The organism is Rhodococcus sp. Eu-32 (assembly GCF_003336925.1).
GTDB lineage: Bacteria > Actinomycetota > Actinomycetes > Mycobacteriales > Mycobacteriaceae > Rhodococcoides > Rhodococcoides kyotonensis_B.
Genome location: NZ_QGNK01000013.1, coordinates 98,648 through 116,484, shown reverse-complemented (window position 1 = coordinate 116,484; position 17,837 = coordinate 98,648). Strand labels below are relative to the sequence as shown.

18 protein-coding genes are annotated in these 17,837 nt (G+C 65.5%); 6 read left to right on the top strand and 12 right to left on the bottom strand.

Annotation, left to right across the window (positions count from 1 at the left end; translation table 11 throughout):
* Positions 1-10 precede the first annotated feature (10 nt).
* Positions 11-571: a lipocalin family protein gene (locus DK926_RS16800; RefSeq protein ID WP_068426130.1), complete on the bottom strand. Its 561-nt coding sequence runs from the start codon at positions 569-571 to the stop codon at positions 11-13.
* Between the two features lie 53 nt (positions 572-624).
* Entirely contained in the window at positions 625-2,607 is a 1,983-nt protein-coding gene (locus tag DK926_RS16795; protein WP_114331399.1) for an MMPL family transporter, read from the bottom strand.
* Positions 2,608-2,774: 167 nt separating this feature from the next.
* Between DK926_RS16795 and DK926_RS16790 the strand changes: the two genes are divergently transcribed.
* Both DK926_RS16790 and DK926_RS16785 read left to right on the top strand, forming a co-directional pair.
* Positions 2,775-3,284, top strand: a complete 510-nt coding sequence (locus DK926_RS16790) for a MarR family winged helix-turn-helix transcriptional regulator (protein ID WP_068425091.1) — start codon at positions 2,775-2,777, stop codon at positions 3,282-3,284.
* Entirely contained in the window at positions 3,281-4,288 is a 1,008-nt protein-coding gene (locus DK926_RS16785) for an iron-containing redox enzyme family protein (RefSeq protein ID WP_114331349.1), read from the top strand. The genes DK926_RS16790 and DK926_RS16785 overlap by 4 nt, the downstream gene beginning before the upstream one ends.
* Before the next feature lie 16 nt (positions 4,289-4,304).
* Here DK926_RS16785 and DK926_RS16780 read toward each other — a convergent pair whose 3' ends face one another.
* Positions 4,305-4,478 carry a CDGSH iron-sulfur domain-containing protein gene (locus DK926_RS16780; RefSeq protein ID WP_068425088.1) on the bottom strand — a complete coding sequence of 58 codons (174 nt, stop codon included), beginning with the start codon at positions 4,476-4,478 and terminating at the stop codon, positions 4,305-4,307.
* Positions 4,475-5,656, bottom strand: coding sequence for a zinc-dependent alcohol dehydrogenase (locus DK926_RS16775; RefSeq protein WP_114331348.1), 1,182 nt, complete (start codon positions 5,654-5,656; stop codon positions 4,475-4,477). The genes DK926_RS16780 and DK926_RS16775 overlap by 4 nt, the downstream gene beginning before the upstream one ends.
* A 242-nt stretch (positions 5,657-5,898) precedes the next feature.
* On the opposite strand from DK926_RS16775, the gene DK926_RS16770 reads away from it, so the two are divergent.
* Positions 5,899-6,312: an STAS domain-containing protein gene (locus DK926_RS16770; RefSeq protein WP_243636858.1), complete on the top strand. Its 414-nt coding sequence runs from the start codon at positions 5,899-5,901 to the stop codon at positions 6,310-6,312.
* Here DK926_RS16770 and DK926_RS16765 read toward each other — a convergent pair.
* The 6 genes from DK926_RS16765 to DK926_RS16735 form a co-directional block, all read right to left on the bottom strand.
* Positions 6,284-7,915 (bottom strand): NAD(P)/FAD-dependent oxidoreductase, encoded by a 1,632-nt coding sequence (locus tag DK926_RS16765; protein ID WP_114331346.1) that lies wholly within the window; start codon positions 7,913-7,915, stop codon positions 6,284-6,286. The genes DK926_RS16770 and DK926_RS16765 overlap by 29 nt on opposite strands.
* Entirely contained in the window at positions 7,912-8,352 is a 441-nt protein-coding gene (locus DK926_RS16760) for an SRPBCC family protein (protein ID WP_068425077.1), read from the bottom strand. Before DK926_RS16760 ends, DK926_RS16765 begins: the two co-directional genes overlap by 4 nt.
* Before the next feature lie 189 nt (positions 8,353-8,541).
* Entirely contained in the window at positions 8,542-9,273 is a 732-nt protein-coding gene (locus DK926_RS16750) for a GAF and ANTAR domain-containing protein (RefSeq protein ID WP_114331344.1), read from the bottom strand.
* A 116-nt stretch (positions 9,274-9,389) separates the two neighbouring features.
* Entirely contained in the window at positions 9,390-9,776 is a 387-nt protein-coding gene (locus DK926_RS16745; RefSeq protein WP_068425071.1) for a universal stress protein, read from the bottom strand.
* A 25-nt stretch (positions 9,777-9,801) separates the two neighbouring features.
* Positions 9,802-11,187: a citrate:proton symporter gene (locus DK926_RS16740; RefSeq protein WP_114331343.1), complete on the bottom strand. Its 1,386-nt coding sequence runs from the start codon at positions 11,185-11,187 to the stop codon at positions 9,802-9,804.
* Positions 11,188-11,220: 33 nt separating this feature from the next.
* Complete coding sequence (locus DK926_RS16735) at positions 11,221-12,219, bottom strand: tripartite tricarboxylate transporter substrate-binding protein (RefSeq protein ID WP_243636857.1); 999 nt, start codon at positions 12,217-12,219, stop codon at positions 11,221-11,223.
* Positions 12,220-12,338: 119 nt separating this feature from the next.
* On the opposite strand from DK926_RS16735, the gene DK926_RS16730 reads away from it, so the two are divergent.
* The gene (locus DK926_RS16730) at positions 12,339-13,877 is read left to right on the top strand and encodes an ATP-binding protein (protein WP_114331342.1); all 1,539 of its coding nucleotides are present in this window, start codon (positions 12,339-12,341) and stop codon (positions 13,875-13,877) included.
* A complete protein-coding gene (locus DK926_RS16725) occupies positions 13,874-14,536 on the top strand; it encodes a response regulator (protein WP_174551404.1) in 663 nt (220 codons plus the stop codon). Before DK926_RS16730 ends, DK926_RS16725 begins: the two co-directional genes overlap by 4 nt.
* A 60-nt stretch (positions 14,537-14,596) precedes the next feature.
* On the opposite strand, the gene DK926_RS16720 is transcribed toward DK926_RS16725, so the two are convergent.
* Entirely contained in the window at positions 14,597-15,292 is a 696-nt protein-coding gene (locus DK926_RS16720; protein ID WP_207890852.1) for an FCD domain-containing protein, read from the bottom strand.
* Positions 15,293-15,464: 172 nt separating this feature from the next.
* Between DK926_RS16720 and DK926_RS16715 the strand changes: the two genes are divergently transcribed.
* Positions 15,465-17,261, top strand: coding sequence for a 2-isopropylmalate synthase (locus DK926_RS16715; protein WP_243636856.1), 1,797 nt, complete (start codon positions 15,465-15,467; stop codon positions 17,259-17,261).
* Here the strand turns inward: DK926_RS16715 and DK926_RS16710 are convergent.
* Complete coding sequence (locus tag DK926_RS16710; protein WP_114331340.1) at positions 17,207-17,788, bottom strand: TetR/AcrR family transcriptional regulator; 582 nt, start codon at positions 17,786-17,788, stop codon at positions 17,207-17,209. The two genes, DK926_RS16715 and DK926_RS16710, sit on opposite strands and share 55 nt — an antisense overlap.
* Positions 17,789-17,837: the final 49 nt, after the last annotated feature.

Genomic DNA, 17,837 nt, shown 5'->3' with positions numbered 1-17,837 from the left:
TGCGAAGCGCCTACACGGTCGACAGCGGGCGGATCTCGGTGGCGCCGCCGGGGGTCGGCGAGGTCAGCAGAGTCGTCGAGTTGTATCCCTTCGACTCGACGACGGCACGGATCTCACGGAACTGTTCCACGCTCACCTCGGGTGAACGCGACAGCACGAAGCCCGACGTCCGCAGCGGGTCGCCGACGAGTGCCCACGAGTAGTCGTCGGCGATGTACGCGACGATGTAGTTGGTCGGTCCGTCGAGGCTGTCCTGCGTCGGGACGCCCGGAAAGCTCACGTGCAGTTGGGCATTGGTGACGGTGTCGTTCACCCGCGCGTTTCCGACGATGCCGTTGGAGCCGCCCGTCCACGTCGTGCACGTGTTCTCGACGCGAATGTTCGTCGGATCGATCAACTGGTAGTTCGCCTGGGTGTCACGGGCGCATTCGAGGTTGAACGGCTGCGGGACCGCGGCGACCTGGTTCCATGTCCCGAGGTACCGTTCGACGTCGAGCGACGGAACCGGAGCCAACGGCTCCCACCCGGCCGATCCCGTCGGCGGCGCTGCCTGCGCGACGCCTGCACCCATGAATGTCACGCACGCTGCCGCGAGGGCGCTGCGTGTAATCATCGACCGTACTGTCATGAGACTCGCTCCTTCTGTGCTGTCGATTCCGAACTGTCCGAATCGATTCGGTTCGGCCACCATATCCCCGGGCCGATCAGGGTGAACAGTGCTGGGATGACCAGAGTGCGGACGACGAACGTGTCCAGCAGAATGCCAAGTCCCACAATGATTCCCAGCTGGGTCAGCGTGATGAGGGGCAACACGCCGAGTACGCAGAACACCGCGGCGAGCACGATTCCAGCGCTGGTGATGACGCCACCCGTCGCTCCGACCGCGCGCACGATGGCCGATCGGGTGCCGTGCCCAGGGGTTTCCTCCCGGGTGCGCGTGACGAGGAAGATCGTGTAGTCGACGCCGAGCGCGACGAGGAACAGGAACGCGTACAGCGGCACGTTGTCGTCGAGAGCCGGGAAGCCGAACACGTGGTCGCTGACCCAACTTCCGACACCGATGGCGGCCAGCGAGCTCAGGACCGTCGTCGCCACGAGAAGAACCGGCGCGACGACGGCACGTAGCAACGCGATCAGCACGGCGAACACGACGAGGAGAATCGCAGGCACGACCACGAGCCGGTCGCGGGCGGCCGCGTCGGAGGTGTCGAGGGCCTGTGCGTCGCTTCCGCCGACCAGCGCACCCGGAATGTCGTCGAACGACGCGCGCACGTTCTCGACCGTGGCGAATGCGTCGTCGGACGACGGTGCCGCGTCGGTGACCACCGACCAGCGGGTCAGACCGGTACCCGAATCCGCAACGCGGGTGAACGAATCGACCCCGGCTACCGAGTCGAGTGCGGTCTCGACGGCTGCGGCCGATTCGGTCGGTGCCACGACGGTCGTCGGGTCCGCGAGTCCGGACGGGAAGTGCTCGGCCAGGGTCTCGAATCCTTCGACGGACTCGGCGGTGACACGGAACTGCTCGGTCTGCGACAGCCCGATCCCGGTACCGAACAGCGCTGCGGCACAGGCGACGAGCGCGACGATGGTGACGCTCGCGGTGCGGATCGGATGCCTCGACACTGCCTCGGCGATGCGGAACCACGGACCCGACGTCGCCGTGTCTCGGTCGTCGGGGCCCGGTACGAACGGCCAGAACAACTTTCGTCCGCACAGCGCCAGAAGCGGTGGCAGCACGACCAGTACGAAGATCGCTGCGACGACGAGGCCCGCAGCAGCGAGCGCGCCCAGGCTTCGCGTGCTCGGCAACATCGCCAGCAGCAGCGTCAGCAATGCGAGGACGACGGTCGCGTTGCTCGCCAGGATGGCGGGACCGGCATGCCGGACGGCGCGTTCGAGTGCGGTTCGGTGTTCCGTCGTCGTGCGCAGTTCTTCGCGATAGCGCGAGATGAGAAGCAGCGCATAGTTCGTGCCCGCACCGAAGACGAGAACGCTGGTGATGCCCGACGTCGAGCCGTCGAACGACAGGCCGGTGACGTCGGCCAGGGCCGTCCCGACCGAGGTCGCGACGCGATCGCCGAGGCCGATGACGACGAGCGGTACGAGCCACAGGATCGGGGAGCGGTAGGTGACGATCAGCAGGATCGCGACGACGAGGGCGGTGACGGCGAGCAACGTGAAGTTGGCACCGGAGAACGAGTTCGCGATGTCCGCGCCGAACGCGGGACCGCCGGTGACCTGTGCTTGCAGGCCGTCGGGAAGACCGTCGGTGGCCGCCTCCCGCAGGGACGTCACGAGGTCGTTCAGTCCGAAACCGGACAGGGACGCGTCGACGGGAATCAGGCCGAGGACCGCCTCGCCGTCGGGAGACGGGACGAGGGGCGTGGCAGCACCGTCACCGGTCCGATCGAGCGCCCGCTGGGCCGCGGCGGTGTCCGCTTCGGTCAGCGCCGCGCCGTCGGCTCGCGACACGACCAGGATGACGGGAGCCGTGTCCGAGTCCGGGAACTGCGTCAGCAACTCGGTGACCTGCGCGGATTCGGCGGACGACGGTATCGACGAGGGTGCGCTGCCCGCCGAGTCGTTCTCGCCGACGGCGGCCATGAAGCCGCCGGACAGGAGAACGACGGCGAGCGCGAGCGCCCACGAGTGTCGGAAGGTGACTATTCGGGCAAACCGGGTCCAGAAGTTCACCCGCCAACAATCTCATCAACTTAACAATTAAGCAACTGAAGGATCTGGCGTCGGCGTGGCGCGATAGTCTGTCCGTCGTGCCCGATCGCAGCGAACTGGAGTCCTTGATCTCGTCGGACGTCCGTGCGCTGTCGTCGGTGTCCGAAGAGATCGGCCGTGCCTTCGGATCGCTGCACGATCTGCGGCCCAACGATTTTCGTGCACTGCTGCTGATCATGGTCGCCGACGTCGACGGCAAGCCCCTGACCGCAGGCGAACTCGGCGCGCAGTTGGGGCTGACGTCCGCTGCGATGACCTACCTCGTCGAGCGCATGATCGCGTCGGGTCACATCAGACGCGAGAAGGACGAGCGTGATCGACGGAAGGTCATCCTGCGGTACGACACCCACGGCATGAACGTCGCGCGCGGATTCTTCGGTCCGCTGGGTGAGAAGACCCATGCTGCCCTCGCGGACCTGCCCGATCCGGACCTGGCCGCGGCGCATCGGGTGTTCACCGTGCTGATCGACGCGATGCGAGCCCATCACGACGAGTTGCGCCCCGACACCGTTTCGTACCCCGGCCGCGAGGGTAACCGCGTCGAATGACGCCCGCCCTCACCGCCGAGAAGACCCCAGCCGAATCGACCGATTTCACGCTGCCCGGCAAGTTGCCCGAACCTCGGGGACCGCTGTCCGCCGCGGTGGTCGACGCCCTTCGCGGTGATCCGGCGATGCCCGTGGACCTGCCGGACATTCCTGGCGATGCCGATCCCCTCGGTGCGGATCTGCAGCTCGCCCTGTACGTCTGCTACGAACTGCACTATCGAAGCTTCGACGGCGTCGGCGACGAATGGGAATGGCACGCAGGCATTCTCGGATTTCGGCGAGAACTGGAACGCCGTTTTCTCGCGACCGTGCGCGCGAACGTGGAGCCGGGTGACGACGTCGTCGCCGAGATGGACGCGTTGTCGATCGAACCCAGAACGGGCACCGGGCCGTCGTGGTTCCTGCGTGACGACGCGTCGTGGGCGCAGATGCAGGAGTACCTCGCCAACCGGTCGCTGTATCACCTGAAGGAAGCCGATCCGCACGCGTTCGCCATACCGCGTCTGACGGGTCAGGCGAAGGCGTCGTTCGTCGCGGTCGAGTACGACGAGTTCGGCGCAGGCCGAGGTGAACGGGTCCATCAGCAGCTCTACGCGGACGCGATGCGCGCCGCGAACATGGACACCACGTATCTGGCGTACCTGGATTCGGCTGTGCCGGAGATGTTGGCCGTCGTCAATCTGATGTCGCTCTTCGGGTTGCATCGTGCGCTGCGTGGCGCCGCAGTCGGGCATTTCGCGGCAACCGAGATCACGTCGTCGCCGGGTTCGGCGCGTCTCGTCACGGCCTTCGAGCGGCTCGGGGCTCCCTCGGAGTGCGTCCGGTTCTACGCCGAACACGTCGAGGCCGACGCGGTGCACGAACAGATCATGCGGCACGACGTCGTCGGATCGCTCGTGGCCGCGCATCCCGAACTCGAGGCGGACGTCGTGTTCGGGATGCGGGCGCTCGCATTCGTCGAAGATCGCTTCGGAGACGCCATGATTCGCCGCTGGACGCAATGACGTTCGGTGCGGTGGCTCAGCGTCGCTTGCGGTGGCTGGTGTCGCAGAACGGATAGTTCTTGCTGCGGTGACACATGCACAGCGCCACCGTGACTCGGTCCGACTCGACGGTTTCGCCGTCCGGCATCTCGATCTCGACGGGCCCCTCGACCATGAGGGGCCCGCCCTTGACCATTCGAATACGCGTCATGGCTTCAGGAGAACCTTCACTGCACCGTCCTGCTTCTTCTGGAAGATGTCGTACGCGTGCGGTGCCTCGTCGAGGGGAAGCACGTGCGTCGCGAAACTGTCGACGCCGAGCGGATCGTCGTCGGTGAGAAGCGGCATGATGTCGTCGACCCACTTCTTCACGTTCGCCTGTCCCATGCGGAGCTGAATCTGCTTGTCGAACAACGTCAGCATCGGAATCGGGTCGGCCATGCCGCCGTACACGCCGATCAACGAGATGGTTCCGCCCCGCCGCACGATGTCGATCGCGCTGTAGAAGGCGCTGAGCCTGTCGACGCCTGCCTTCTGCATGAACGGTCCGGCGATCGCGTCGGGAAGAAGTCCCGTGATGTCGTGTGCCAGTTTGGAAACCGGTGATCCGTGCGCTTCCATTCCGACGGCGTCGATGACGGAATCCGTTCCGCGGCCGTCGGTTCGATCACGGATGACGTCACCCAGGTCCTTGGGGTGCTCGTCGAAGTTCAACACCTCGATACCGCGAGCGGCCAAGCGCTGCAAGCGTTCCGGAACTCGGTCGACGCCGATGACGCGGTATCCCTTGTGTGCTGCGATGCGCGCAGCCATGTCGCCGATCGGACCGAGACCGAGTACCGTCACCGATCCGCCGTCCGGGATGCCTGCGTACTCGACCGACTGCCATGCCGTCGGGAGGACGTCCGACAGGTAGACGAACCGCGAATCGTCCGGTCCGACAGGAACTTTGACGTGTGTGTTCTGGGCTTGCGGGATGCGCAGATACTGCGCCTGGCCTCCGGGAACTGCGCCGTAGAGTTTCGAATAGCCGAAGATCGCAGCGCCCATGCCTTGTTCGCGGACCTGCGTCGTTTCGCACTGAGTGAACAATCCGCCGTTGCACATGAAACAGCTGCCGCACGAGATCTGGAACGGTACGACGACGCGATCGCCGACCTGCAGATTCGTGACCTCGGAGCCGACTTCCTCGACGATTCCCATGGGCTCGTGCCCGAGGATGTCTCCCTGATTCATGAAAGCGCCGAGCACCTCGTACAGATGCAGATCGGACCCGCAGATGTTGGTCGTGGTGACGCGAATGATCGCGTCGGTGGGCTTCTCGATCTTCGGATCGGGCACCGTGTCCACGCTGACCTTGCGTTTTCCCTGCCACGTGACTGCCTTCATGGCACCGCCTTCCTAGCTGTAGATACGTCCCCTCCTCGAACGGCGAATGCCCCGCCCATGCTGGGACGAAACCGGCGCGACTATACGGACGAGGTTCAGTGCCGTAGGGTTGATCGAGGTTGAGATAACAGCCGTCGGGGGAGACGCCCGGGTGGATCCCAACCGTCAGCGGTTCCTTCCACTCAGCGGATTTCTACTTCGCGGGGCAGTTTCCCTCCCAATCGCTCAACGATGGGATGGCTATGACTGTTACTCCACAGGGGTTGAACGACGGGGGAAGCACCAACACACACGCAGCGAAGGACAGTTCGGTAGCGGTCGCCGAGACCGGCGCCATCTTCAGTGCGGAGCCGGCAGGCGACGCATCGGTGGTGGTCACGGTGCATGGTGACATCGATATTCGCAGCGCGCCGATTCTGATCGACTATGCGTGCGGACGAGTTGCATCGGGTGTACGCCTGATCCTCGACCTGTCCGACGTGGGCTTCTTCGGTATCGCAGGGTTGCGAGTGTTCGCGGCTCTGGACGAGGCCGCCGCCGAGGCGGGCACGGTGTGGTGCCTCGTCGAGGGTCATCCAGTGCACAGATTGCTGGAGGCCGCGAACGTGGTACCTGCTGTTCGTAGGTTCACGTCGGTCGCAGACGCCGTGGCCTGACTCCAGAATCAGGTGGACGGGTGACCAGCTCGAGCAACGAGCTGGTCACCTTCTTCCTTATCGGTCCCAACAGCCCGTGCTGGCCCAGAGCCGCGCGGGCTGCATTCATTCCGGCTGCACCGTGCACGCCCCCACCGGGGTGGGCGGACGCGCTGCCGAGGAACAACCCCTCGACCGGGGTTTCCGGTCGTCCCAAGCCCGGAATCGGGCGAAAGATCAACTGCTGCTGGATTTGCGCCGTTCCGCCGTTGACGGCCCCGCCGAACAGGTTCGCGTCGGCGGCAGCCATGTCGTTCGGCCTCTGCACGACGCGGCCCACGACGGCGGCGTCGAAACCAGGCGCGTGTTCTTCGAGGACCTCGTGAGCGCGGTCGGCGATCGTGTCGGCCGACTCGTTGTCCGTCACGCCTCTCGGCAGATGCGTGTAGGCCCACGCGCTCTCGGTACCCGCAGGCGACCGCGTCGGATCCGCGGTGGTCATCTGTCCGAACAGCATGAACGGCTTCTTCGGCAGAACGTTCGTCGTCAGATCGGTCATCCAACGCAGCAGGCCGTCGTCGTCGGCGCCGAGGTGTACCGTTCCGGCAAGCGACAGACTCTTCGATCGCCACGGAATGGGCCGGTCCAACGCGTAGTTGATCTTGACGACTGGGGTGTCCCATTCGAACTTCTCGAGGTCGTCGTGTACGCGTCTCGGCAGCACGCCCGCCGGGAGCAACGTCTCGTAGAGCGCAGGGGCCGAGACGTTAGCGATGATCGCTCTCCGCGCGCGAATGGTGTCGCCGGCGGCGGTGTGCACGGTGGTGGCCCGGCCGTTCTCGACGCCGATGCGCGTCACGGCAGTATCGCACCGCAACTCGGCTTTGCCTGCGCGTCGCACCAGGGCGTCGATGAGCGCGCTGGCTCCGCCTTCCGGCACCGGATATCCGACGTCCTGAGCGAGCATCGTGAGCAGGTAACCCATCGCCCCGCTCACCGGCGCGTCGACCGGTGCGTCGCCGTGCATCGCGTTGCCCAGCAGCAGACAGCGGGCAGCGTCGCTGCGGAACGTTTCGTGTGCCATCACACGGGCGGGCAAGGCCATGAAGCGGATGTATCGCAGCATGTCCGCGGGCCCCAGCGCCTTCGCCAGGGCAGCGCCGGCACGCACCGGTGGGAACGGGGCGCCGAAGAACGCGTCGAGCAGCGGTTTCTTGATGCGTTGGAAGTCCTCGAACAGCCTGATCCAGGCGTCGGCGTCGCGGGGGTCGTGCTCGGCGAGACCGGCTGCGGTGTCGGCGACGTCGTTGTGCACGACAGGCGCGTTCTCGTCCGTGGCCGAACGCGCGTGACCGTAGACCGCAGGTGAGCGCACCCACCGCAACCCGTGGCGTTCCAGTTCCAGCGACTTGATCGCCGGTGACGACGCGCCGAGCGGGTAGAACGCGCTGTAGAGGTCGCTGGAGTATCCGGGTACCAGTTCCGCACTGCGCACGGCACCGCCGGGCTGGGCGTTGGCCTCGAGGACGACGACGTCCCATCCGGCGTCGGCGAGCGCTGTTGCGGCGACAAGACCGTTGTGGCCTGCGCCGATGACGACGGCGTCGGCTGTGGTGGTGCTCATTCGGGCGTCGTGGACCTTTCCGCGAGGTACGCGAGCCGCCGGAGCGCCTCCTTGTTGCGGGGGTGCACCAGCGCATGTTGCACGGAGTCCGGAACGAGGTTGGCGGGTGGGGTCAGCGCATGCTCGATCATCTCGATGCGGCAGCCGGATGCAAGGGGGTGTAGCCGCAAGGTGATGCTCGCCGAACCGAACGGCAACGCACGGGCCTCGAGGCGCAGTTCGCGTCCCTCGTGGACGCCGATGGATCGTGTCCGATCGCTGAGCACCAGAGGCCAGACCCCGACCGAGTGATGGATGCAGCTGCCCTTCGCAGGCCATGCCTCGTCGACGGCACGAATACGCGACGCGCCGACAACCCACGTCCCATAGCTCCAGCCGTCGGCAATGACGCTCCACACCTGTTCGGTAGTGGCGTCGGTCTGTAGTTCCGTCGCCATGTCAGCCCCCTAAGCCGTCGCGCGTCGTACAGTCCTGCGACGCATGCCCGGGCGCGTCCGAAACGAAACGCGGGCCATGAGTTTCGCTCGGACCGGGAGTGGGCATGGCCAGCAACAGGTGCAGGTGGTATCCGGAGATCACCAACACCAGATCCCGTGGGTTGAAAACACAGCCCTCGGGATCGTTTGTCATGAGTTGCGGACAACCGATTCGACAGCGCGACGAGCGATCTCCGCCAACTTGACGTTCTCGTTCTGCGATTGCATCGCCAGCACGTCGAACGCGTCGTCGGGACCGATGCCTCGGATCGCCATCACGATTCCCTTGGCCTGTTCGATCACGGCCCTCGACCGCATCGCTTCTCGTAGCCCGTCCAGTTCGGCCTGAGCCGCCTGAGCGAGCCGGAAATTCCACACGGTGCTTTCGACGGCAGCTGCGAAGACGCCCACCAGGAGCTCGTCCGAGTCGCTGAAGCCGTGATCGGTCCAGCTGTACACGTTGAGTGAGCCGGTCCGATTCGTGTCCACCGAGATCGGCGCCGACAGGTAACTGCGGACGCCGATGTCGGCGGAATCGGCGGCGAACCTCGGCCACCGGACCTCGATGTCGGTCTCGCGGGCTCGCACCGTCGACCTGGTGTGCGCGGCGTCGACGCACGGTCCTTCGTGGGCACGGAACTGATCCGAGTCGATGGTGTACACCCGCGCGTCCGTGCATGCGGCCGTCTCGATCTCGCCCGCTCGGTCGCCGGGCAACGTCACCCCCGCCATGTCCGCGCCGGGCACGACCGCGACGACCTGCTCGACGACACTCTGCAGAAGAGTGTCGACGCGCACGGTCGAACGCAGGAGATCGCGAAAGGCATCGAGGGTCGAATCCGAGTACGCACGCGAATCACCGACTCGCGACGTGTCTTCCATGCCATCACCACACTGGTCCAGTGCATCGTGTGCACTTCGACTGTCGGCGATGACTTCACCGTTGGAGAATCAGTAGCTTACGTCAGTGACAAAAGCCGGTTGCATCCGGTCCATGCCTACTGCCTGGATTTGACAACGAGGATCTCGACCGGAATTTCGAGAAGTAGTCGCTGTACCTGCTGTCCCATCAGGAATTTCCCGACTGCACTGCGGTGGCGTGAGCCGATGACCACCAGTTCCGCGTCGACCTTGTCGACGAGCGCCAGCAGGGTGCTGGTCGCATCGGGATCGGGCAGTGCTGCCTCGACGCGGGCGTCGGGGGCGACGGCACGGACTGCGGCGTCGACCGCGGCGATCTCCCGATCGCGGGCGGACTGCTCGGACGACCCCGACAGGGCATGCAGCACAACCAGTTCGGTGTTCCTGGTCTGCGCCTCACGGATCCCGGCGGCAAGGGCCTGCCTGCCTTCGTCGGTCTGGCTGTGTACGACTGCAACGGTCATGATGTTCTCCTTGTCGTGTGAACGGTCAGCCGAACGGGATCTGGCCGAGGGCGACGCCGACGACGAGCATGGTCAGCGACACGACCGCCGCACGCCACAGGACCTTCTTGTGGTGATCGGCGAGCGAGACGCCTGCCAACGTGACGAGCAGCAGGATCGCGGGCACCAGCGGGCTCTGCATGTGAACGGCCTGACCGGTGATCGACGCACGCGCCATCTCGACGGGCTCGATGCCGTATTGTGCTGCGGTTTCGGTCAATACGGGCAGGACGCCGAAGTAGAACGCGTCGTTGGTCATGAAGAACGTCAGCGGCATGCTCAGTACGCCGGTGATGACGGCCAGGAACGGGCCGAGGGCATCGGGAATGACGTTCATCAGCCACGAGGCCATCGCCTCGACCATGCCGGTTCCCTGGAAAACACCGGTGAGAACCGCGGCGGCGAGGACCATCGCGACGACGGACACGATCGACGACGAGTGCCGCGCAATGGCTTCGCCCTGATCCTTGACTCGCGGGAAGTTGACCGTCAGGGCGATCGATGCGGCGATCATGAACAGAACCGGAATCGGCAGGATGTCCATGACGAGGACGACGAGAAGGACGACCGTCAGAGCTGCGTTGAACCACAACAGCTTCGGGCGCAGCGTGTCGCGCTCGGGGTCCAGTCCACCGTCCATGAAGCTGCCGGACTCACCGCTGCCGCCGGTGGCCGGAGGCGTGGGGCCGTCGTGCTTGCCGGTTCGACCGGTACCACCGGATGTTGCAGCATGCACCAATTCCGGTTCGTAGACCAGCTTTCCGAGGCGACGACGCTCCATGATGCCCAGGTGAATCGAGAACAGAAGCACGATGATCAGGCCCGCGATCAACGACGGCACCATCGGAACGAACACGTCGGACGGCGAGATGCCGAGCGCCGACGCGGCACGCACCGTCGGGCCACCCCACGGAATGATGTTCATCGTCGCGTTCGACAGTCCGGCCACGACCGTCAGAATCACCGGGCTCACACCGAGTTTCAGGTACAGCGGCAACAACGCGGAGGTGACGATGATGAACGTCGTCGAGCCGTCGCCGTCGAGCGAGACGACCATCGCGAGCACGGCGGTGCCGACGACGAGTTTCATCGGGTCGTTGCGCACGAGGCGCAGGATCCCCTTCACCAGCGGATCGAACAGTCCGACGTCGATCATGATTCCGAAGAAGATGATCGCGAAGAACAGCAACGCGGCCGTCGGCGCGAGGGATTTGATGCCGTCGGTGATCATGTCGCCGATTCCCAGTCCTGCACCGGCCATGAGACCGAACGCAACCGGGACCAGCGTCAGCGCGACGACAGGCGTCGCACGCTTGGTGAGAATCAGATACATGAAGACGGCGACCATGAGGAAGCCCAGTATCACGAGCATGGGTGTACTCCTTTACGAAACTGAAGCAGTGATTCAGCTGTGCGACGAGACCGACAAGGTCTCGGATACGAACGACGCTTGCTCGCCGAGGAACTCGGAGAAGTCGTCGCCGGTGAGAACTGCGCTGCGCCAACCGTTTCGGGTCAGCACGTCGTGCCAGGCGGGGGAGTCGTCCAGAGTGCGGATCCGGTCGGTCCACACCGCGATCTGGTCCGGTGACAAGCCCGGTGGCGCGAGTAACCCGCGCCAGTTCGCGAACACGACGTCGACGCCTGCCTCGCGGGCAGTGGGTGCGTCGACGACGGGTATGCGCGCGTCGGTGCTGACGGCCAGTGCACGTACGGTGCCTGCCGTCAACTGGTCCAGGTACTCGCTGACGCCGGTGGTGGCCACGTCGACGTCCCCGGTGAGCAGTGCGGGCAGCAATTGTCCGCCGCCCTCGTACTGGCGATACGACGATGCCGACGGGTCGACGCCGATCGCCCGCGCCAACAGGATCCGGAACACGCCATCCGGTCCGCCCTCCGCAGATCCACCGCCGAAGGTGAGGCCCGACGGGTCGGCGCGCCAGGCGTCGACGAGATCGGACATCGTCCGGAGTGGCGAGTTGGCCGGTACCAGAACGGCTTCGGGCTCTTCGAGCAGCCGTGCGAGCGGCGTGGTCTCGGAGATCGAATGAGCAGACGGCGTCGTTTCCAGGGCGCCGATGAGTCCGAGGCCCATCACCATCGCGAGGTCGGGGTTGCCGACTTCGAGATCGAGCCTGCCCAGTCCGACGACCCCGCCGGAACCGGGGAGCACGACGACGTCGTAGTCGGTGTCGTCGTTGCTCAGTGTTTGCGTCAGGTTGCGGGCGGTGAGGTCGTAGCCACCACCCGCGTCCGATGGAACCACGAACCGGACTCGCTCGTTACCGCTGGGGCCGGCGAAGACGGCCGGCTCCGTTGCACAACCGGCTGCGGCACCGCCCACGAGAACGGCGACCGAGACGCACAGGGCGCTGGTCGCAGTTCGAAGTCTCGTCGTGGGCACCGAGGAAGTACACCTCACTTTGTGACTGGGGTCACCCTTGCGGTCACAGTTTCAATTGTGTCCATTGTGCGCACGATCATTTGTTCTTCGCGCGCGAAGGTGAGACGTAGTGTCTTTTCGTGCGCAGAACTACGTTGGCGGCCCAGCTGCTGAGGTTGCAGCTGCTGATCGTCGTCGTCGTTCTCGTGGCGATCGGCGGGCTGTCGCTGGCGCAGTCGTCGGCGACGTTCCAACGGGACGCGGGCCGTCGAGCGCAGTCCGCAGCGGAAACGCTCGCCGCGAACCCCGTCGTACGGCAGCTGTTGCCGTCGGCGCAGCCTCGTATCAGGACCGGGTTGCAGAGTGCGGTCGAATCGGTGCGTGCGGTGTCGGGGCTCGACTACGCGCAGCTGGCCGACGGCGACGGTGCCGTGATCCTGTCCACCGTGCCCGAACAGGTCGGGTCGACGACCCGCTCGGCCGCCGGTGGATCGACGGTCGGCCTCACCGAGACGACGTTCGGCAAGGCCGTCGAGGCCAACGTGCCCGTGCTCGACGACGAGGGTGTGTTCATCGGAACCGCCGTCGTCGGAGATCGGTATCCGTCGGCGCTCGACCGTTTTCTTCAGGCCGCGCCGAACCTCATCGTCTATCTGGCCGTGGCGTCGGTGCTCGGCGGCGTGGGGTCGGTACTCCTCGCGCGACGGGTCAAACGGCAGACCCTCGGCATGGAGGCCAGTGAGATCCTCGATCTCGTCGGGCAGCGCGAGGCGATGCTGCGCGGGTTGAAGGAAGGCGTCGTCGCCCTCGACCCGAACGGACGCGTCCTGCTGATGAGCGAAAGCGCTCACGAGTTGCTGCACATCGAGCACGGGAGTAAAGGCAGAACCGTCGACGAACTCGGATTGACCGACCGGTTGCGTGACGTGCTGCTCGGTACCGCATCGGACGACGAGATAGTGGTCGTCGGTGATCGCGTGCTCGTGCTGAACACGGTCCCGATCGTGTCCAAGGGGAGGGCGGTCGGAACCGTCACCACGTTCCGCGACCGCACGGAACTGACCGACGTCGAAGAGGAGTTGGGCGTCACCAAGACCAGCTCCACGGCGCTCCGGGAACACATTCACGAGTTCGACAATCAGTTGCACACCATTTCCGGTCTCGTGCAGTTGCAGGAGTACGACGAAGTGGTGAACTACGTCGACGGACTTACCGCCCGCCGCGAGGGTGCGACGTCGGTGGTGACGGATTCGGTGTCCGACGTCGGTGTCGCCGCGCTGTTGATCGCGAAGATCGGTGCAGCGGCGCATCGTTCGGTGTCGGTCGAGATCGACGACGGGTCGAGGCTCGGCAGTCACGGCGGTGCACTCTCGCGCGATCTCTGTACGGTGCTCGGCAATCTCGTCGACAATGCCGTCGCGGCGTCGTCGGGTCGGGTACGGATCGCATTGCGAGAGGGTGACGGCATCGAGATCGAAGTGCGTGACGACGGACCCGGTGTGCCGGATCCCGAACGCATCTTCGAACAAGGGTGGAGCACACGGGGTTCGGCGAGTACCGGGCACGGTTTCGGACTGGCGTTGGTGCGGCTCGTCTGTCGTCGACGCGGCGGCGACGTGTCCGTCGGATCGGACGACGGATGGACGGTGTTCACGGCAGTGATCGAGGAGCAGCAGTGATACGAGTTCTGGTCGTCGACGACGACTTCATGGTTGCCAAGGTGCACTCCGGATTCGTCTCCAAGGTGGACGATTTCATGGTGTGCGGGGTCGCGCACACGCCGGAGTCGGCCGTCGAAGCTGTGTCGGTCCTCCGACCGGATCTGGTGCTGCTCGACGTGCATCTGCCCGGAGCGAGTGGACTGGACTTGATCGCGCGCTTCCGCGAGTCGGTGCCCGACGTCGACGTTCTCGTCATCACCAGTGAGCGCGAGGTCGCGTCCGTGCAGCGTGCCCTGCGTAGCGGCGTCGTGCACTACCTCATCAAACCGTTCAAATTCGCTGCGCTGCAGGACCGTTTGGAGCAGTACCGCACGACGCGGCAGCGTTTGAGCGCGTCGCAGGAAGCCGAGCAGGCCGAGGTGGACAAGGCGTTCGGGCTGACCGGAACGGGCAACGACCTCCCCAAAGGGCTCAGCCGTGTGACGCTGGAGCTCGTCGAGGACCGTCTGCGCGACGTCGACGGCGCTGTCTCCGCGAGCGAGATGTCGGAGCGTTCGGGGATGTCCCGATCGAGTGCGCGTCGATACCTCGAATACCTCGTCGGGATCGGGCGGGTGGACGTGTCGCTCGACTACGGGAACGTCGGGCGCCCGGAGCGGTTGTACCGGCGGAAGTAGTACCGAGTATTTCGCTCCCTAACTCGACCGAATATGCAAGATCCCGTCGATTTCGCCGAGTCAGGGAGCGTTATGCACCCCTGCCGTGGCTACCGGACCGTGTAGCGACTCGAGGTGCGCACGACTGAGCGAGCGCGCTGCGGCCGCGTCGGCGTCGACGATGGCGTCCAGGACGCGTCGATGCACGTCGTGGTCCTCGTCGGAGCCGAACCGTCCGTGGATCCGGAGCATGTCGATCATGGCGTCGCGCAGTCGCGGGCTGAAGCCGTCGAACAGTCCGGTGAGGATCTCGTTGTGCGCCGCCGCGACGACCGTGCGATGGAAGGCGATGTCCGTGTCGACCATCTCCTCCAGGTCGGTTCGATGTCGATCCCGCGACCGCAGAGCTGCCCGCATCCGGCGGATGTCTGCTGGTGTTCGTCGCCGCGCGGCCCAGCCGGCAGCCTCGACCTCGATCGCGAGACGCGCTTCGACGACCGCGTCGATGTCGGCTCGGCGCAGGACGGTGTCCCACCCCTCCTCCGGTTCGAGTGCGGCCACGAAAACGCCTGCGCCCTGCCGAGTTCGGAGTATTCCGCGTCCGGCCAGCTGTCGGATGGCCTCGCGAACCGTGGAGCGCCCGACGCCGAGTTGGGGACCGAGGGTGGTTTCGCCCGGGAGTTTTGCGCCGACCTCCCATTCGCCCGCCTGGATGCGCGTGAGGAGGAGATCGGCCGCTTGATCGGCGAGGGAAGTCCGGCGTACATGGGGCACGATGACCGAGCATACTCGTCTACTTGTCTGAGGAGTTGTGCTACGGTGCTGTCATGTCGATCCACGGGATGCTTCTCCTTCGCCGCCGCGGCGGGGCCTAGTCGAACCGGCTCCCCTCCGCGGGGTTGTCACGTGCGCCGGTTCAACTCCCACTTCACCCGAAGGAACCGTCAGCATGTTCACCTCTGTCTCGACCCCGTCCGGCCCTGTCCCGGCCGAAGCGCCCACCTGGAATCGTCAGCGCGGTTCGCAGATGCCGTCCCACCGCTACCGTGACGTCTACTCACGCGTCGAAGTTCCGCTGTCCGAACGTGATTGGCCTCGTCGACGGATCACGCACGCGCCGCTGTGGGTGCCCGTCGACCTGCGCGACGGCAACCAAGCTCTGCCCGAACCGATGGACCCGGCGCGCAAGCGTCGATTCTTCGAGTTGATGGTCGCGATGGGCTACAAGGAGATCGAGGTCGGCTATCCGTCCGCGTCGCAGACCGACTTCGATTTCGTTCGGCTGCTCGCCTCGACCGACATCGCGCCCGAGGACGTCACGATCGTGGTGTTCACCCCGGCGCGACGTGACCTGATCGAGCGGACCGTCGAGTCCGTGCGCGGCATTCGGAATCCGGTCGTCGTCCACATGTACACCGCGACGGCACCGACGTGGCGTGATGTCGTGCTGGGGCGGACCGCAGAAGATCTGAAGCGAATGATTCTGGCTGGGGCACAGGACGTTCTGCACTTCGCCGGCTCGATGCCGAACGTACGTTTCGAGTTCTCGCCCGAAGTCTTCAACCTGACCGAGCCCGACTTCGTGCTCGACGTGTGCGACGCCGTCACCACCGCGTGGGACGCAACACCGGATCGGCCGGTGATCCTGAATCTGCCCGCGACAGTGGAGGTTGCGACACCGAACGTGTATGCGGACCAGATCGAGTACATGCACAAGAACCTGGCTCGACGCGACTCCGTCGTGCTGTCGGTGCATCCGCACAACGATCGTGGAACAGGTATCGCATGCGCCGAACTGGCCGTGCTCGCAGGTGCGCAACGTGTCGAGGGCTGCATCTTCGGTAACGGCGAGCGCACCGGAAACGTCGACCTCGCGACCCTGGCGCTGAATCTCCATGCGCAGGGCGTCGATCCGATGATCGACTTCTCGGACATCGACGAGGTCCGCCGCACCGTGGAGTACTGCAACCAGATCGAGGTGCACTCCCGACATCCCTATGTGGGGGATCTCGTGCACACGGCCTTCAGTGGGACGCACCAGGACGCGATCAAGAAGGGCTTCGCGGAGCATCGGGCACGTGCTGTCGCCGACGGCCGCGACGAGCGCGAGATCGAGTGGCGGGTGCCGTATCTGCCGCTCGACCCGGCCGACATCGGACGGTCCTACGACGCGGTCATCCGCGTCAACTCGCAGTCGGGCAAAGGCGGAATCGCGTACCTGCTCGAGACCGAGTACGGCATCGAATTGCCGCGGCGCCTGCAGATCGATTTCGCCCGACACGTCCAGCGCCGCACCGACGACGCAGGCACCGAAGTGTCACCGGCCGAGTTGTGGAGCATGTTCTCAGGCGCCTATCTCGACGACGGCGACGTCACTCTGCAGGGCTACGAGGTCGACGGGAACTCACGTACGACGGTCACCGTGCGGATCGGCGGCGTCGACCACGTCAGCACACACGACGAGGTAGGTCCGGTCGAGGCTGTCGCCGCGGCACTCGCCGCGCTGAACCGTCCGGTCGACGTGCTCGATCTGCATCAGGGCAGTGTTCGTTCCGGGAACGACAGCGACGCGTTGACCGTGGTCGAGTTCCGAACGGCAGACGGAACCGGGTGGAGTGCAGGCCTCGACCGGTCGGTGCTCACGGCCACGCTGAAGGCTGTCGCGCGGGCCGCGGGAGTGGGGATCGGCCGTCAGGAACCGGCGTCCGTGAGACCCGTCGTCAGCAGCGCGGCGAGTTCCGCGTAGGCCTGCGAGTCGTCGAGTCCGGTGCGCTGCGCGACTTCCCGGCTCTGAATTCTGGCCATGGTCGACGCGGCGACATCGGCGACGAACGCCGCATGGAGACTGCGGACTTCACCCGTCGATGCGCCGTCGTCGATCAGTTCTTGGACGCGTGTGGCGGCGAACGCCGTGTTCTGCTCGTAGATCTCGCGTGCCGGTGCGAACGCGGCGAGATCGTCCATGAACCGGTCCGACGCCGGTTGCAGGGCGACGCCGACCGCCGACAGGTATGCGGTGAGGCGGTCGGCGAAGCCCTCGATGCCGTCGATGGCCGCCTCGACCTGGTCCGTCGCGCCGCGGAAGAAGTGGACCGTGGCCGCCCGTACCAGCTGTTCCTTGCTGCCGGCGAGGGTGTAGAGCGTCGACTTGCTGCAGTGGAGGCGGGACGCGATGTCGTCGAGCGTGAGGTGCGCGAAACCCTCGGCCAGGAGCAGCTCCACCAGCTGATCGAAGAGTTGGGCTCGGCGAGCGGTGGCGTGAGCTGCGGTCATTCGTGTAATAGTACTGGAGAGAGTCCGTCAGTACTGTGAGGAGTTCCAA

What these genes read in the sequence shown, in the direction of transcription:
- DK926_RS16800 (WP_068426130.1), bottom strand. Translation starts at nt 571, where the DNA reads ATGGGTGCAGGCGTCGCGCAGGCAGCGCCGCCGACGGGATCGGCCGGG.
- DK926_RS16795 (WP_114331399.1), bottom strand. Translation starts at nt 2,607, where the DNA reads ATGGCCGCCGTCGGCGAGAACGACTCGGCGGGCAGCGCACCCTCGTCG.
- DK926_RS16785 (WP_114331349.1), top strand. Translation starts at nt 3,281, where the DNA reads ATGACGCCCGCCCTCACCGCCGAGAAGACCCCAGCCGAATCGACCGAT.
- DK926_RS16780 (WP_068425088.1), bottom strand. Translation starts at nt 4,478, where the DNA reads ATGACGCGTATTCGAATGGTCAAGGGCGGGCCCCTCATGGTCGAGGGG.
- DK926_RS16775 (WP_114331348.1), bottom strand. Translation starts at nt 5,656, where the DNA reads ATGAAGGCAGTCACGTGGCAGGGAAAACGCAAGGTCAGCGTGGACACG.
- DK926_RS16770 (WP_243636858.1), top strand. Translation starts at nt 5,899, where the DNA reads ATGACTGTTACTCCACAGGGGTTGAACGACGGGGGAAGCACCAACACA.
- DK926_RS16765 (WP_114331346.1), bottom strand. Translation starts at nt 7,915, where the DNA reads ATGAGCACCACCACAGCCGACGCCGTCGTCATCGGCGCAGGCCACAAC.
- DK926_RS16760 (WP_068425077.1), bottom strand. Translation starts at nt 8,352, where the DNA reads ATGGCGACGGAACTACAGACCGACGCCACTACCGAACAGGTGTGGAGC.
- DK926_RS16750 (WP_114331344.1), bottom strand. Translation starts at nt 9,273, where the DNA reads ATGGAAGACACGTCGCGAGTCGGTGATTCGCGTGCGTACTCGGATTCG.
- DK926_RS16745 (WP_068425071.1), bottom strand. Translation starts at nt 9,776, where the DNA reads ATGACCGTTGCAGTCGTACACAGCCAGACCGACGAAGGCAGGCAGGCC.
- DK926_RS16740 (WP_114331343.1), bottom strand. Translation starts at nt 11,187, where the DNA reads ATGCTCGTGATACTGGGCTTCCTCATGGTCGCCGTCTTCATGTATCTG.
- DK926_RS16715 (WP_243636856.1), top strand. Translation starts at nt 15,465, where the DNA reads ATGTTCACCTCTGTCTCGACCCCGTCCGGCCCTGTCCCGGCCGAAGCG.
- DK926_RS16710 (WP_114331340.1), bottom strand. Translation starts at nt 17,788, where the DNA reads ATGACCGCAGCTCACGCCACCGCTCGCCGAGCCCAACTCTTCGATCAG.